Below are 13,327 nucleotides of genomic sequence, written 5' to 3'. Positions count from 1 at the left end.
TCAGGCCATCCTGCCAGAGGGTTTATTGTTGCTGGAGTAGTCCGGTAGCGATGCGTTTTAACAGGTCGTTGAAAATCTATCTGCGTTGCCGAATACCGCGTCAAAAACAGGCTCACAGCCAAAGGCTGAACGTGCTTTAGCACGGCCCCGAAGGGGCGAGCGGAGCGAGTCAAATGCTCATTTAGTTCACTAAACTCCGCTTTTTCGCCTGTTTTTTCCTTGTCTCGGCTACCTCGATAACGTTTTTCAACAGCCTGTTAAGAGACGCTGCAATGTGGGTCTGCCGGATCAAATAGAACGGTGCGTCCTGTCACATTAGCTTCATCGGATAAGGTTACGTTAACTGCGGAACGTGGTCTGAGCGTACAGTTTTTCTAATGGGTTAATCTCATAAATGTTGTCGACAGCCTGAAAGCCTATGATATAGTCGATTTCGTCCCTTTGGTTTGAAACGGGACCAGGGACAGTAAAACTACAGACACTTGGAGGTGTTTATGTTGCAAGAATTGAAATCCCCTCTCCATCATGCGATGGAAATTAGCCACCGTGTTCGTTTGCTTCATCTGGAGTCTCGTCTGGGTGACCAGGATCGTGATTATCTGGGAGTCATCGAACGCCTGGAACGTCGTTACAAGATCAGCAAGTGTAACGATACCCTGCGTCTCAACGCTCTTGAGTTGAAAGCAGTCGAAGCTCTCGATAAGTCTCTTTCTGAACTGGCCGCCTGAGCGCCAGTTCAGCGAGCAGGTGTTAGTCCCCTCTCTCCGATTCCCCGCCTGTATCAGTCTTGTACTCAGATCCGCCCCACAATCTCAGTAGATAGATTCCACTACTCAGGCTAATAACCGAGCCCAGTGTGGTGACCAGGATGATACTGGCTGCCATCTTGGCATTGGCCCCCATGCTTTTCGCCATAACAAAGCTTGCTGCTGCAGTTGGGCATCCCAGCATGATGAACAGTATAGCCACTGCCTCTCCATCGAAACCTGCAGCCCAGGCTAAAGGTGTAAACGCCAGTGGCATCCAGATTAACTTTGCTGCAGAAGCGTGCAGGGTCAGACGCGATGAGGAGCGAAGATCCTTGAGGTTCAGTGAGGCGCCAATCGTCAGCAGTGCAAGTGGGAGCGTCATGCTACCCAGCGCGTGGCCTGTCTGGCTGATTACCTCTGGAGGGCTCCACCCCATAGCAGAACAGGGTAGGGCGAGTAAGGTGGCAATGATTAATGGGTTCTTCAGGATGTGGAGTGCAGTATGCCGCCATTGCTGTGCGCCATTCTGTGATGACGACAAGGCTGTGATGGAAAGAATGTTAAACAGTGGGATAACCAGAGCCAGAACAACGGATGCCTGCCCCAGCCCCGACTGGCCAAAGAGGTTGTGGCTCATGGCCAAGCCGATAATGCCGTAGTTACTGCGAAAGCCACCTTGTACAAAGGCGCCGTGGTCTTCTGACGGATAGTTTTTCCAGCGACTCCAGCCTGTGAGAGCGAGAAATGTCAGCGTTACTGATATGCCAGAGAAGGCAAGTGTGGCGGGGTTGAAAACCGCTTTGATGTCAGTCTGGCTGATGCTGAAAAAGACTAGAGCGGGCAGGCACAGCATAAATACCAGTCTGGATGCGGTATTGATAAATACTCTCATCAACGACGCGTGTACGCTTTAGCAGGACGCCAATAAATACCAGAATGAAAATAGGGGCGACCATTTTGCCGGTAAACAGCAGGGTGCTCCAGTACAGAGAGTCGCCGTTGGCTGAAGCGGAAATTATGGCCACTGTTGAATTCCTTCGTAGATTAGCTTGATACCCGTAGCGAAAAGAAAATAGAAGATGAATCGGTAGAACACTGCCTGACTGATTTTGTTGAGCAGCCAGTAGCCAAGCCAGATGCCAACGGGGGCCAAGGGTAAGAGTATCAGGGAGGTCGCAAGGTTAGTGGCATTGAGCTGACCTAGCCAGAGATACGCCAGTACCTTGATATAGTTGGTAAAGATAAAAAAGATGGATGACGTACTCATGTACTGACGGGGAGGAGGCGTTGCGGTAGCAGATAAACGCTCAGTGGTGGTCCTCCTGCATGAATGCCAAAGCTGGTGAATCCTGCAATACATCCCCACAGACGGCCCTTCCAGGTATTGACTGGCTGTGCCTCTTTGTTTTGTTGTTTCAGCCAGTGGTGTGCAACAAAGCTGAGTGCAATAGTGCCAATCAGAATACGTATGTGTGCTTCGCTCAGATAGCTGAATGTAACAGTGCCCAGCAGGATTCCTGTCACTGAGGCGGGTAGGAGTATACGCAGGTTGGCTGTATGCCATTCACGCCAGTAGGATCTCACTGCCATCAGATCCATAACGCAGAGGATGGGCAGCATTATGGCGGCAGCCTGAGCGGGCGGTACTGCGATGGATATCAGTGGTACGGCAATAATGGATAACGTGCCACCAAATCCTCCCTTGGCAATGCCAAAAATGATGACAGCGGGAACGGCGCAAAAGTAAAAGAGCGGATCTGTAAGCACTTGATTGATCATGAATATAAGAGCCTGCCGACGACTGGTTTGGTCAAAGCATAAGTGCGAGCCCATGCTCTGGTTGAGATAGTGTTCGGGTTAGTGTGTTTTATTGAATGATCGTAGGTAGCGCTAATTTGGGAGCATCATAGAGGGTGACCTCTCCACACCCGGTGCGGATGTTATGCCATTGCTCGATATGCAAGGTCAGGCTGATGACGGCGCTGGTAGGGAACTTCTCAGCTCGATGCTCACTAAGTTGTTCAAAGGCCTGTTGCAGTCCGGGGTTATGGCCAAGTACGAAAATATGTTTTGCTTCGTCACTTTGCTCACTCAGCACATCGAGAATATCTTCACCACTGCATTCATAGAGGCGGTGCTCCTGAATCAGTGCAATGCCTGCCCACGGCAAATGGTCCAGCAGTGATTCCAGCGTCATCTGGCAGCGCACAGCATCGCTGCTCAGCAGCAGATCGGGCCGGATGCCATAGCTTGATAGTCGAGTCGCCATCGTTGGTGCATCACGTCGACCACGTTTGTTCAGTGGGCGCAGGTGATCTGGTAAACCAGCTTCATCCCAACTGGATTTGGCGTGACGCATTAGGGTCAACAACTTCATGGTGCTGCCTCTTGCAGATGCTTTCAAATGGAGGGGTATGGCATGGTGAATAGGGCTTGATACAGGAAGGCTGTGTGAAGTCTCCTGTATCATCCGCCAGCGTCTCAGTCGTTATCGCCTGCCGGTGCTGACTCATTTAACGCATAACGTCGCAGCTGCGCTTTGATAGATTCGGGCAGTCCCTGAATAATCAGGGTGTCGGTATCAGCCTTGTACTCAATGTCTTTGCCCAGTCGAGACGCTGAAAAGCTGAGTTGCAAATCCATGCTGCGGCCATGAAAGCGCACTAGCTGCTTCAGTGTCGACTTCTCCGGCAGAATTTCCTCCGGCAGGGGCTGGGGGTGGTTTTGGGCGAAGTCAGTAAAGCTATCTGGCGCCTCTGGTTTGATGACCTTTGCCAGCTCGTTCAGGCGCACGGGTTCTGCCAGTTTTTCCTGCTCAATGCAGTACTCATATACGGCTTCTCTGCAGGCCAGCTGTTGCTCTGCGGGTAGTTGCTGGCTGAACTGTGCTACCTGCTCCAGCAGGGTTTCGGTTTGTTCGGAGCGGTCAACTGACGGAAGGCAGCCAACAAAATGGCCAAAATGCTCTGCCAGTCGGCGTTGTGACTTTCCTTGAGTGAAGCAGACATAACGCTGGGAATCCTCATTCCAGGCGGTGAGGTCAATGCTGGCTGCCAGATGAACCTTGGATAGGTCTAAATAGTGAGATGGAGTGATCTCCAGTTCATCATTAATGGCCATTGCATCGGCATTGTGAAGCAGGGCGATCAGAAAGTGTTCAGAGGTAGGTTGCTCATAAAAAGCAAATAGCAGATAGCCTTGTACGCTGAGGTCAGATTGATCCAGCTCCCGTTTGAACAGACTGAGCGCTTGATAGGTCAACTTCATAAACTCCAGGCCACCCTGCTGGTGCTCTTTCAGCCAGCGTGAAAAAGGGTAAAGCTCGTTGTCCTTCTGAAAACAACCATAGTGCCGGCCAGCTTTGGCAAGTAACTGGCGATTAAGTTCTGTCACCAGTGTTTCTACCGAGGGTGAGGAGGCTATTGCATCCTGACGCGGCATGAGCTGGGTTTCACCCTCTTCGGGCTTATGAAATGCGTGTAATGTCAGGTGACGTACGGCCAAGGTGAGATCCTGAACTTGAGATGGGGTAACAACTATAGATCATTATTCGAGCGCCGTGCTCGATCTCCACAGTACTGGGGGCATGGAGCAAGAGTGAAAGGATAATCGAAGCGCGTAGCACTGTGCAGCTTTTTGAGAGAGGGTTTTGTATCGATTGAGCGCTTTAAATACGTGGCAGGAGGTTGTGCAGCCGAGAGCGTTGCTCCCGGCACGTGTATTGGACGCTTTTAGTTTTAGCCGTTGTCATCCTGCACAAATGCAGAGGATAAGACTTCAGTTTCTTGCGTGGCCTCTGCACGTTTAGCAAGAGTGCGTCGCGATTCGTGAGCCAGAACGACTAACGCCTGTCGGGCACTGCTCACATCGTTCGCACTTTCGGGGAGGGGAATGGCCACTGCTACTTTGTCTTCTCCAGTGACGATCTCAAGGTCAATATGGTGGGTGTGTATCGCCACCATCTCGACGTCGTCAAAGGTCTGATATTCACTATATGCTCTCACATAATCAGCCAGCGCTGCTTTGTGATCCTTGTTCATGTGCTCCATGATGCTTTGGCTGAGAGCAGTGCTGAGTGAAGTCGATATATTCATCATTTAGTTAATCATCCTTGTCATGGGGGTATCCCTAATTAGATCCGGCGCATGCCAGCTGGTATGTGCTGGCCCCATTTCCAGCACAAATCTGTGCGCTGTTTTCTACCACAAATGGCTCAGGTAAAAAAGATAGTGGTTATTGGGCGTTGTGTGTCTCAGCGGTTTGGGGGGATCGCATAGGTGGTCGTAACATGGGCGATCAACTCCTGTTGATCTTCATTGCGCAGAAGCACTTCACCTACGGCCAGACGTTTGCCCAGCTTGAACAGCTTTGCGTCCGCAATGATGGCGCTGCCTGCATCAGCCTTGCGCATAAAGTTGATACTCAGGTTGGTGGTTACCGCTAATGGAGCGGGTCCAATAGCGCCCAGTAACGCGGCATAAAAAGCAACATCAGCCAGTCCCATCAGGGTTGGTCCTGAAACGGTGTTACCAGGGCGTATGTGACGATGATCTGTTCGCATTTTCATCGTGGCGTGGTGATGCTTGAGTGCTATAACATCGCCATACGGATGATCGAATAACGCCAGTAAGTATTGGTTCAGATCTTCAGCGGATGTCCAGTGCAGCATGATGTCATTTCCATTTTATTGTTATTGTGAGTATGCAACTCTCGTAGCACGAACTGCTTACTCTCTTTTTGTCTATACACATTAGCGAGTGACCTGCTGTAACGGAAAGACGACTATTGTCGAGTGGAGGCTGCAGGGAAGAAAAGACTTGCACTTGGTGATGAATCAGCTAGATTTTCCTACTCGCTTGAGACGTCACATGAGATGTGATGGCTGTTGAAGTCACTGCGCTTATTGCGGTGCGGCATCTAGAGTGTGTGGTCGTGAGTCTCAAAGATTCGCAAAAACATATATTTAGTATTGACTCAGCCGGTCAAATCATTATTATGTGCGCCGTCGAAACGGAGGGATGGCCGAGTGGTTTAAGGCAGCGGTCTTGAAAACCGCCGTGGGGAGACTCACCGTGAGTTCGAATCTCACTTCCTCCGCCATCGATGTTCCCTGATAGCTCAGTCGGTAGAGCAGCGGACTGTTAATCCGTTGGTCGCTGGTTCGAGTCCAGCTCGGGGAGCCATGGGTCGTTAGCTCAGTTGGTAGAGCAGTTGGCTTTTAACCAATTGGTCGCAGGTTCGAGTCCTGCACGACCCACCATTTTTATTTTTTCTCATGCATGCATGGGTCGTTAGCTCAGTTGGTAGAGCAGTTGGCTTTTAACCAATTGGTCGCAGGTTCGAGTCCTGCACGACCCACCATCATGAACCCTCGTTTAGGGTCGTTAGCTCAGTTGGTAGAGCAGTTGGCTTTTAACCAATTGGTCGCAGGTTCGAGTCCTGCACGACCCACCATGCAAGAGCAAGTAACAAGGCCGTCTGCCTTAGTGAAAACTCGATCAGTGGACGGGGAGGGATGGCCGAGTGGTTTAAGGCAGCGGTCTTGAAAACCGCCGAGTGTAACAGCTCCGTGAGTTCGAATCTCACTTCCTCCGCCAGCACCAAATAGCACCTTACGGTGTTTCTTAGACGGGTCGTTAGCTCAGTTGGTAGAGCAGTTGGCTTTTAACCAATTGGTCGCAGGTTCGAGTCCTGCACGACCCACCATTTACTGCTCATCGCGCTGCGTTTCCTCCCTATATCTATACTCCTCTACAGCCTTCTGAATTTATTTTGCTTGCTCGCAATTGAGTCTTTATGGTGCATCGCGGTCTGTGTGCCGTTTCTTCTCTGTGCATTGCTTAAAGCGTTTTGTTGGGCTGAATGGGGCTTCTCCTGTATTTAATGCCTGCTCTCTCCTGTTATGTACCGGCCTGTTCGGTGTCTCTATTGTGCTCACGCAGCTACAGAATCGTGATTTGTACCTCCTGTTGTTTCCTCTGTGTAGTTTGCTGAGAGTGTTTTCCTGTCACTGCGCATTTTATTCCCCTATGGCATAGAGATTGAAAGGCTTCAGCCGCTATCAGGTGCGTTTTGTACCTGGCTTTCAAACTAAGTCGAGGCAGGGGTATGGCGTATCAGCTGGATTTAGGTTCAATGAGATATCGCTTTGCGGATCTCAGAACGCTGCTGGCAAAGGCAACTCCGCTGCGCTCTGGTGACGTCCTGGCAGGGCTGGCTGCAGAGAATGCTCAGGAGCGAGCAGCTGCGCAATGGGCGCTGGCGGATGTGCCGCTGAAAACCTTTCTGCATGAAACGGTGATTGGCTATGAAGAAGATGAGGTCACGCGGCTCATTATCGATAGCCATGATGCGGTGGCATTTGCCAGGGTGGCGCACCTTACCGTAGGTGGCTTTCGTGACTGGCTGCTATCCGATGCCGCAGATTCTCATGTTTTGAATGCGCTGGCGCCAGGTTTAACACCTGAGATGGTGGCGGCTGTCAGCAAGATCATGCGTGTACAGGATTTGATTCTGGTTGCGCGCAAGTGTGAAGTGGTAACTCGGTTTCGCAATACGATTGGTCTTAAAGGGCGTATGTCCACCCGGCTGCAGCCGAATCACCCGACTGATGATCCCTCTGGTGTGGCTGCTACGCTGCTGGACGGCCTGTTGTATGGCAACGGTGATGCGGTCATCGGTATCAATCCTGCCACGGATAACTATCAGGCTGTGACGCGCCTTATGTGCATGCTGGATGAGGTCATTCAGCACTACCGCATTCCCACACAATCCTGTGTGTTGACCCATGTGACCACTCACATCGAAGCCATAAACCGAGGCGCCCCAGTAGATCTGATATTTCAATCCATCGCTGGTACCGAGGCGGCGAATGCCAGCTTTGGTGTGAGCCTGAGTATTTTGCAGGAGGCTTACGAAGCCGGGTTGTCATTGAAGAGAGGTACGATTGGCGAGAACCTGATGTATTTCGAGACTGGTCAGGGAAGTGCGCTGTCTGCCAATGCTCATCACGGCGTTGATCAGCAAACCTGCGAGGTGCGTGCTTATGCTGTGGCACGGCAGTTCAGGCCTTTATTGGTCAATACTGTGGTTGGATTTATTGGTCCTGAATATCTCTACAACGGCAAGCAGATCATCCGCGCCGGGTTGGAAGACCATTTTTGCGGCAAGCTGCTGGGGCTGCCGATGGGATGTGATATTTGCTACACCAATCATGCCGAAGCGGATCAGGACGACATGGACATGTTGCTGACTCAGCTGGGAGTGGCAGGTATCAACTACATCATGGGCATACCTGGCTCTGATGACATCATGCTGAACTATCAGACCACCTCTTTTCATGATGCCCTCTACGTGCGGCAAGTGCTGGGGTTGCGTCCGGCTCCTGAGTTCGAGTCCTGGTTGATGCGAAACGGTATTTTTGATGATCGTGGCCGCCTGTTGAGTGGGGGGCAGTTACCTGCTGCCTTTGCTCATCTCCAGGTTCAATAACGGTCAGTTTTGATGGAATGCATTGGTTATAAAGGGTAGTGGTTTGAATGAGTGAGCAGGAATCATCCGTCGTAGTTAATGCGTGGTCCAACTTGCGTCAGTTTACTGATGCGCGCATTGCGCTTGGGCGTGCTGGAACCAGTGTGCCGACCGCTGCATTACTGGCGTTTCAGCTTGATCATGCGCGAGCGCGAGATGCGGTGCATCTGCCGTTAGATATGGCGTTACTTCAGACGCAGTTGACCTCCGCAGGGCTTGAATCGCTGCAGGTGCAGAGCAGGGCTCACAATCGTCTGGTGTATCTGCAACGGCCTGACTGGGGAAGAAGGTTGAATGCTGAATCGGTCAGTGTGCTGGAGCAGCGAGTTGCGGCCGCCCTGAGTGCTGAAGGTGTCGATGAGGGCGTATTGGGGGCTGATGAGCGGCTATGGGATGTGGCTATCGTGATTGTTGATGGTCTGTCGTCTCAGGCGGTTCAGGCGCACAGTGCTGCCATGGTTTCCCGTCTGGCTACGGCCTTTGATCAATCCGGATTGACCCTGGCGCCGGTTGTACTGGTGCAGCAGGGTAGAGTGGCTGTTGGGGATGAGGTAGCGGAAGTGTTGCGAGCCAGAATGGTGGTGCTTTTGGTAGGTGAGCGCCCTGGTCTGAGCTCACCAGATAGTCTGGGTATCTACTTTACCTATGCGCCAAAGGTCGGGCTGACAGATGCTGCGCGTAACTGCATTTCTAATATTCGTCCTGCGGGTCTGAGCTATGAACAGGCTTGTGGGAAATTGATGTATCTGTTGCTGGAAGCGAACCGCCGCGGATTGTCGGGAGTGCAGTTGAAAGACGAGAGCGAGGTGGAGCCCGCTCAGATGCTGACTTCTGTAAACAGGAATTTCCTGTTACCAAAGGAATAGTTGCTGGGTAAGGGGCGCCGTTATTTTCAGGTTCGCTGAAAAGCACTCAGGCCCATGTGCAGGGCCTGAGTGTTGTGAGACAGGTAGTAAGGTTTTTACTTCTGCAGTGGTGCCAGTGACGAGCGAGTGATTTCAGTAATGCGTTCCCAGTCGCCTTGTTTGACGGCATCATTCGGTACAACCCAGCTGCCACCTACTGCCATGATGTTGGGCTGCTTGAGGTAGTCCAGGTAGTTGTGCAGGCCAATGCCGCCGGTCGGGCAGAAGCGCACTTGTGAAAACGGGCCATGCAGGGATTTGATAAAGGGCAGGCCACCGGCTGCTTCAGCAGGGAAGAACTTGAAGCGGTCAAAGCCTGCATCCAGACCCATGATGATTTCCGATACGGTAGCTACGCCGGGCAGGAAAGGCACATTGCGGCTTTTGGCGCATTTCAGCAGGTCCACGGACAGGCCGGGTGTCACAATGAACTCAGCGCCTGCTGCCAGAACCTGATCCATCTGCTTTTCATTGACGACGGTTCCTGCTCCGACAGTAATTCCTTCCAGTTCGTTCTTGGCTAGTGCAATGGCGTCCAGCGCTGCATCTGAGCGCAGTGTGATCTCGAGGATAGTAATGCCACCCGCCTGAAGGGCGCGAGCCAGGGGCAGAATCTGCTCAGCCTGTTCAACGACAATTACCGGGATGATAGGGTTGCGAGCGCACAGTGAGTCGATCTGCTGGCTGATGGTACTGGTTGTCTGAGTGGTCATCATGGCTTCCTGTGTTTGTTAGGGTGGCTACGAGGGGTCCTCAGGGACACCAGTAGATTTCCAATTGGGGGAGTGGCAGAAAGGCGCGAATGGGCATGGCCATTTCGTCGTCCTCTGCGAGTGCCTGTTGTAACGTGGCAAGCTTGTCTTCACCCTGGATGTGTAATATCAGCGTCTTGCTGGCGCTCAGGTAGGCCCGGCTCAGGGTCAGCCTCAAATGAGGCGCTACGGGCGGCTGAACAAACAGGCTGCGGGCAGGCTGTTGCATGTCCATCGCGGCTGCTAGCTGCTCCGCCTCAGGAAACAATGACGCGGTATGTCCGTCGTTGCCCATGCCGAGTACTGCTACATCCAGCGCCGCGGGTAGTTGTTTGAGTGTTTCTTCAATAGTGGCCTGAGCGCTGACCTGTTCACCACTCTGATACAGTGGAAGAAAGGTGGCCGCAGCTGCCTGGTGCTGCAGTAGATGGCGACGTACCAGCGCACCATTGCTATCAGCATGCTGTTCGTCGACCCAGCGCTCATCCACCAGGGTCACCAGTGTGTCAGGCCAGCGGCATTCTTGTTCTGCCAATGCCTGAAACATTCTGGTGGGAGTACGCCCGCCAGAGACTGCCAGGCTTGGAGTGCTGCTGTTGCTGAGTTCCTGAGCAATGCGATGGCTCAGGGCTGTTGCCAGCGCTTCGCCATCATTGAACTCATGAAAACGGTGGGCAAAGTAATTACGCATCTTCGTTCCAGCTCCGGCCATCACGGCTGATCAGGGCAATGGAAGACACGGGTCCCCAGGTGCCAGCCTGATATTTTTTCGGTGGCTCGTTGGAGTTTTCCCAACCCTGAATGATCTGATCAACCCAGCGCCAGGCGTATTCAACTTCATCGCGTCGCACGAACAGTGACTGGTTGCCCAGCATGACTTCCAGCAGCAAGCGTTCATAGGCATCAGGGATACGATCCTGCTTGAAGGCTTCAGAGAAGTTCAGTTCCAGTGGGCCGCTGCGTAAACGCATGCCCTTGTCGAGGCCCTGATCCTTGGTGGCAATCTGCAGTGTCATACCTTCATCCGGTTGCAGACGGATGATCAGTTTGTTGCTGGCGATGTTGCGTTGGTCGGGGGCAAAGATGTAGTGCGGCTGCTGGCGGAATTGGATGATGATTTCCGACACCTTGGAGGGCATGCGCTTGCCCGTGCGCAGGTAGAAGGGCACGCCAGCCCAGCGCCAGTTCCCGATTTCGGCTTTCAGGGCAACGAAGGTCTCGGTGGTGGACTGCAGATTGGCGCCTTCTTCTTCCAGATAGCCAGGAACGGCTTTGCCATGCTGGGTGCCTGCTACGTATTGGCCGCGCACGGAGTTTTGCGACAGTCGCTCGCCAGTCATGGGTTTGAGTGCGCGCAGTACTTTCAGTTTTTCGTCGCGGATGCTGTCAGCTGACAGGTCGTAGGGCGGATCCATGGCAATCAGGCAGAGCAGCTGAAGCAGATGGTTCTGGATCATATCGCGCATCTGGCCGGATTTGTCGTAGTAGCTCCAGCGACCCTCAACTCCGACTTCTTCTGCCACAGTGATTTGCACGTGGTCGATATGGTTCTGGTTCCACTGTGAGCCAAACAGGTTGTTGGCAAAACGCAGGGCGATCAGGTTCTGTACGGTTTCTTTGCCCAGGTAATGATCGATGCGGTAGATCTGCTGCTCTTTGAAGTGCTCAGCAACCTTGTCATTGATCTCCTGTGAGGAAGAAAGATCCTTGCCCAGAGGTTTTTCCAGAACGATGCGATTGGGGAGATGGCTAAGACCGACCTTATCCAGGTTGGCACAGATATCACCAAACACACTGGGCGGTGTGGCCATATAGGCAACCATGGGTTTGCTGTCGGCGGCAATGTGATCAGCCAGCAGCTGATAACCGGTAATTTCGGTCATGTCTAACGCTATGTAGCTGAGGCGGGCGACAAAGCGCTGAAGGATAGTGTCGTCCAATTCACTGGTAGGGACGAAGCGCTGGAGGTTTTCTATGGCAACCTCTTTGAAGCCCTGATCATCCAGCGAGTTGCGGGCCAGGCCAATGATGCGGGTATCGGCGTGAAGCAGGCTCGCGCGATCCAGATAATAAAGTGCTTTGAGAAGTTTGCGCCGGGAAAGATCTCCCATGGCACCAAAAAGGGCTAGGTTGCAGGCGTGTTGGCTGTTCACTGTCATATGGCACCAAGTAGTAATTTTTAGCTTATAAATGGGCTGCTAGCGCTTTCCAAGCCTGTATTTTAAAAATTATTTAGTAATTTTACTAAAAAAACATTTGAAAGCCAGACTTGACGCTTGCCCCAAGTGGTCAAAAACTGTTTCAGCGAGTATTATCCTTGCAGTTTTGTGTCATTTCGTTGTCCTCTGCGGGTACTTGTCAGCAAGAAGAATCGATTCAGCAATTGCGTGGTTTAAGCTCATCAAAGTTACTGAATAGGTTTGAATTGCAGCGTATCAAGTTCCTTCGTGGTACAGAGTTAGTGGTACAGGCCGTTCAACTCTTGTCTGCAGGTAAAGCCAAGCATGCACTCCCCGTACTTTTCCAATCTGCTGGAAGCCATACGATCCAGATTGGAGTCTCTGAATCGCTCCGAGCGTAAGGTAGCTGAAGTCATACTCAAAGATCCGCAGTCAGCGACGCGTGCCAGCATTGCTACACTGGCGCAGGCGGCGGGGGTTAGCGAGCCTACGGTTAACCGCTTTTGTCGTAGCTTTAGTGCCAAAGGATTCCCCGATTTCAAGTTGCAGCTGGCACAAAGCCTAGCCAGTGGCACGCCTTATGTCGGGCAGAATGTAGAATCGGAAGACGGGCCGGAAGAGTATGTCAACAAGATCTTCGCGGCCACCGTACAGGCGCTTGAGCATACCCGACAGCGGCTGGACCCAACCATGATCAACAAGGCGGTGGATTACCTGATCCAGGCCAAGCAGATCATGTTCTTTGGTCTGGGAGCATCTGGTCCTGTGGCATATGATGCACAGCATAAATTCTTCCGTTTCAACATTCCTGTTTCCGCCTATGACGATGTGCTGATGATGCGCATGGTGTCTTCTGCGGCTCATCGTGGGGATATGATCGTCATCATTTCCTATACAGGGCGCACTCGTGAACTGGTAGAGATCGCCCAGATTGCGCGTGAAACAGGCGCGACGGTGCTGGGGATAACCACGCCTGACTCTCCTTTGGCCAAGCAGTGTACCCTGTCGTTACCGGTTTCACCGGATGAGAATACTGATATCTATATGCCGATGAGTTCTCGCATCGTGCATCTGGCGATGCTGGACGTACTGTCTACAGGGGTCATTTTGCGCCGTGGGGTTGATTTCCATGCCCATCTGAAGAAGATCAAAGACAGTTTGAAAGATACTCGCTATCCCAGCGAAGACTAATTCCTCCTGCTTTTAGCCCT

15 protein-coding genes and 7 tRNA genes are annotated in these 13,327 nt (G+C 52.2%); 11 read left to right on the top strand and 11 right to left on the bottom strand.

What is annotated here, in order from left to right:
- Positions 1 to 494: 494 nt before the first annotated feature.
- Complete coding sequence (locus WH50_RS02100) at positions 495 to 728, top strand: hypothetical protein (RefSeq protein WP_133251215.1); 234 nt, start codon at positions 495 to 497, stop codon at positions 726 to 728.
- 22 nt (positions 729 to 750) lie between these two features.
- On the opposite strand, the gene WH50_RS02095 is transcribed toward WH50_RS02100, so the two are convergent.
- The 8 genes from WH50_RS02095 to WH50_RS02070 form a co-directional block, all read right to left on the bottom strand.
- Complete coding sequence (locus tag WH50_RS02095; RefSeq protein ID WP_243409955.1) at positions 751 to 1,602, bottom strand: AEC family transporter; 852 nt, start codon at positions 1,600 to 1,602, stop codon at positions 751 to 753.
- The gene (locus WH50_RS26790; protein ID WP_243409953.1) at positions 1,556 to 1,774 is read right to left on the bottom strand and encodes a hypothetical protein; all 219 of its coding nucleotides are present in this window, start codon (positions 1,772 to 1,774) and stop codon (positions 1,556 to 1,558) included. The genes WH50_RS02095 and WH50_RS26790 overlap by 47 nt, the downstream gene beginning before the upstream one ends.
- Positions 1,765 to 2,016: a sulfite exporter TauE/SafE family protein gene (locus WH50_RS27095; protein WP_279305898.1), complete on the bottom strand. Its 252-nt coding sequence runs from the start codon at positions 2,014 to 2,016 to the stop codon at positions 1,765 to 1,767. The genes WH50_RS26790 and WH50_RS27095 overlap by 10 nt, the downstream gene beginning before the upstream one ends.
- Positions 2,013 to 2,528 (bottom strand): sulfite exporter TauE/SafE family protein, encoded by a 516-nt coding sequence (locus WH50_RS02090; RefSeq protein WP_279305897.1) that lies wholly within the window; start codon positions 2,526 to 2,528, stop codon positions 2,013 to 2,015. The genes WH50_RS27095 and WH50_RS02090 overlap by 4 nt, the downstream gene beginning before the upstream one ends.
- A gap of 88 nt (positions 2,529 to 2,616) precedes the next feature.
- Positions 2,617 to 3,126, bottom strand: a complete 510-nt coding sequence (locus WH50_RS02085) for a SixA phosphatase family protein (protein ID WP_165838274.1) — start codon at positions 3,124 to 3,126, stop codon at positions 2,617 to 2,619.
- A 104-nt stretch (positions 3,127 to 3,230) separates the two neighbouring features.
- Positions 3,231 to 4,253, bottom strand: coding sequence for a nucleoid-associated protein (locus tag WH50_RS02080; RefSeq protein WP_110185804.1), 1,023 nt, complete (start codon positions 4,251 to 4,253; stop codon positions 3,231 to 3,233).
- 233 nt (positions 4,254 to 4,486) lie between these two features.
- Positions 4,487 to 4,846, bottom strand: coding sequence for a DUF2470 domain-containing protein (locus tag WH50_RS02075; RefSeq protein WP_110185803.1), 360 nt, complete (start codon positions 4,844 to 4,846; stop codon positions 4,487 to 4,489).
- Between the two features lie 155 nt (positions 4,847 to 5,001).
- Positions 5,002 to 5,418 (bottom strand): PaaI family thioesterase, encoded by a 417-nt coding sequence (locus WH50_RS02070; RefSeq protein ID WP_110185802.1) that lies wholly within the window; start codon positions 5,416 to 5,418, stop codon positions 5,002 to 5,004.
- 343 nt (positions 5,419 to 5,761) lie between these two features.
- Between WH50_RS02070 and WH50_RS02065 the strand changes: the two genes are divergently transcribed.
- The 9 genes from WH50_RS02065 to eutC all read left to right on the top strand — a co-directional run bounded on the left by WH50_RS02065 (position 5,762) and on the right by eutC (position 9,145).
- Positions 5,762 to 5,849, top strand: a tRNA-Ser gene (locus tag WH50_RS02065).
- Positions 5,850 to 5,856: 7 nt separating this feature from the next.
- Positions 5,857 to 5,932, top strand: a tRNA-Asn gene (locus WH50_RS02060).
- Between the two features lies 1 nt (position 5,933).
- A tRNA-Lys gene (locus WH50_RS02055) sits at positions 5,934 to 6,009 on the top strand.
- Between the two features lie 25 nt (positions 6,010 to 6,034).
- Positions 6,035 to 6,110: transfer RNA gene (locus WH50_RS02050), tRNA-Lys, on the top strand.
- A 17-nt stretch (positions 6,111 to 6,127) separates the two neighbouring features.
- Positions 6,128 to 6,203: transfer RNA gene (locus WH50_RS02045), tRNA-Lys, on the top strand.
- 55 nt (positions 6,204 to 6,258) lie between these two features.
- A tRNA-Ser gene (locus WH50_RS02040) sits at positions 6,259 to 6,346 on the top strand.
- A 33-nt stretch (positions 6,347 to 6,379) separates the two neighbouring features.
- Positions 6,380 to 6,455, top strand: a tRNA-Lys gene (locus tag WH50_RS02035).
- 429 nt (positions 6,456 to 6,884) lie between these two features.
- Positions 6,885 to 8,240 (top strand): ethanolamine ammonia-lyase subunit EutB, encoded by a 1,356-nt coding sequence (locus WH50_RS02030; RefSeq protein ID WP_412053242.1) that lies wholly within the window; start codon positions 6,885 to 6,887, stop codon positions 8,238 to 8,240.
- A 47-nt stretch (positions 8,241 to 8,287) separates the two neighbouring features.
- On the top strand, positions 8,288 to 9,145 hold the full coding sequence (gene eutC, locus WH50_RS02025) for an ethanolamine ammonia-lyase subunit EutC (protein ID WP_110185800.1): 858 nt from the start codon (positions 8,288 to 8,290) through the stop codon (positions 9,143 to 9,145).
- 95 nt (positions 9,146 to 9,240) lie between these two features.
- Here the strand turns inward: eutC and WH50_RS02020 are convergent, their stop codons facing one another.
- From WH50_RS02020 to zwf, 3 genes are read right to left on the bottom strand one after another with little or no spacing between them, the layout of a single operon-like run.
- Positions 9,241 to 9,897 (bottom strand): bifunctional 4-hydroxy-2-oxoglutarate aldolase/2-dehydro-3-deoxy-phosphogluconate aldolase, encoded by a 657-nt coding sequence (locus WH50_RS02020; protein ID WP_110185799.1) that lies wholly within the window; start codon positions 9,895 to 9,897, stop codon positions 9,241 to 9,243.
- A 40-nt stretch (positions 9,898 to 9,937) separates the two neighbouring features.
- The gene (gene pgl / locus WH50_RS02015; RefSeq protein WP_165838273.1) at positions 9,938 to 10,627 is read right to left on the bottom strand and encodes a 6-phosphogluconolactonase; all 690 of its coding nucleotides are present in this window, start codon (positions 10,625 to 10,627) and stop codon (positions 9,938 to 9,940) included.
- Positions 10,620 to 12,095: a glucose-6-phosphate dehydrogenase gene (gene zwf / locus WH50_RS02010; protein ID WP_110185797.1), complete on the bottom strand. Its 1,476-nt coding sequence runs from the start codon at positions 12,093 to 12,095 to the stop codon at positions 10,620 to 10,622. The genes pgl and zwf overlap by 8 nt, the downstream gene beginning before the upstream one ends.
- Positions 12,096 to 12,440: 345 nt before the next feature.
- On the opposite strand from zwf, the gene WH50_RS02005 reads away from it, so the two are divergent.
- On the top strand, positions 12,441 to 13,307 hold the full coding sequence (locus tag WH50_RS02005) for a MurR/RpiR family transcriptional regulator (RefSeq protein WP_110185796.1): 867 nt from the start codon (positions 12,441 to 12,443) through the stop codon (positions 13,305 to 13,307).
- Positions 13,308 to 13,327: the final 20 nt, after the last annotated feature.

Origin of the sequence: Pokkaliibacter plantistimulans (assembly GCF_003194385.1) — a bacterium.
In the GTDB taxonomy this organism is placed as follows: Bacteria; Pseudomonadota; Gammaproteobacteria; order Pseudomonadales; family Balneatricaceae; genus Pokkaliibacter; species Pokkaliibacter plantistimulans.
The sequence above is the reverse complement of the archived record's forward strand: the minus strand, read 5'-3'. Positions and strand labels throughout refer to the sequence as shown.

Bases quoted from the DNA above. Each gene is read 5' to 3' on its own strand.
- zwf (WP_110185797.1), bottom strand. From the start codon at position 12,095: ATGACAGTGAACAGCCAACACGCCTGCAACCTAGCCCTTTTTGGTGCC.
- pgl (WP_165838273.1), bottom strand. From the start codon at position 10,627: ATGCGTAATTACTTTGCCCACCGTTTTCATGAGTTCAATGATGGCGAA.
- WH50_RS02095 (WP_243409955.1), bottom strand. From the start codon at position 1,602: ATGCTGTGCCTGCCCGCTCTAGTCTTTTTCAGCATCAGCCAGACTGAC.
- eutC (WP_110185800.1), top strand. From the start codon at position 8,288: ATGAGTGAGCAGGAATCATCCGTCGTAGTTAATGCGTGGTCCAACTTG.
- WH50_RS02030 (WP_412053242.1), top strand. From the start codon at position 6,885: ATGAGATATCGCTTTGCGGATCTCAGAACGCTGCTGGCAAAGGCAACT.
- WH50_RS27095 (WP_279305898.1), bottom strand. From the start codon at position 2,016: ATGAGTACGTCATCCATCTTTTTTATCTTTACCAACTATATCAAGGTA.
- WH50_RS02085 (WP_165838274.1), bottom strand. From the start codon at position 3,126: ATGAAGTTGTTGACCCTAATGCGTCACGCCAAATCCAGTTGGGATGAA.
- WH50_RS02090 (WP_279305897.1), bottom strand. From the start codon at position 2,528: ATGATCAATCAAGTGCTTACAGATCCGCTCTTTTACTTTTGCGCCGTT.
- WH50_RS02005 (WP_110185796.1), top strand. From the start codon at position 12,441: ATGCACTCCCCGTACTTTTCCAATCTGCTGGAAGCCATACGATCCAGA.
- WH50_RS02075 (WP_110185803.1), bottom strand. From the start codon at position 4,846: ATGATGAATATATCGACTTCACTCAGCACTGCTCTCAGCCAAAGCATC.
- WH50_RS02100 (WP_133251215.1), top strand. From the start codon at position 495: ATGTTGCAAGAATTGAAATCCCCTCTCCATCATGCGATGGAAATTAGC.
- WH50_RS02070 (WP_110185802.1), bottom strand. From the start codon at position 5,418: ATGCTGCACTGGACATCCGCTGAAGATCTGAACCAATACTTACTGGCG.
- WH50_RS02020 (WP_110185799.1), bottom strand. From the start codon at position 9,897: ATGACCACTCAGACAACCAGTACCATCAGCCAGCAGATCGACTCACTG.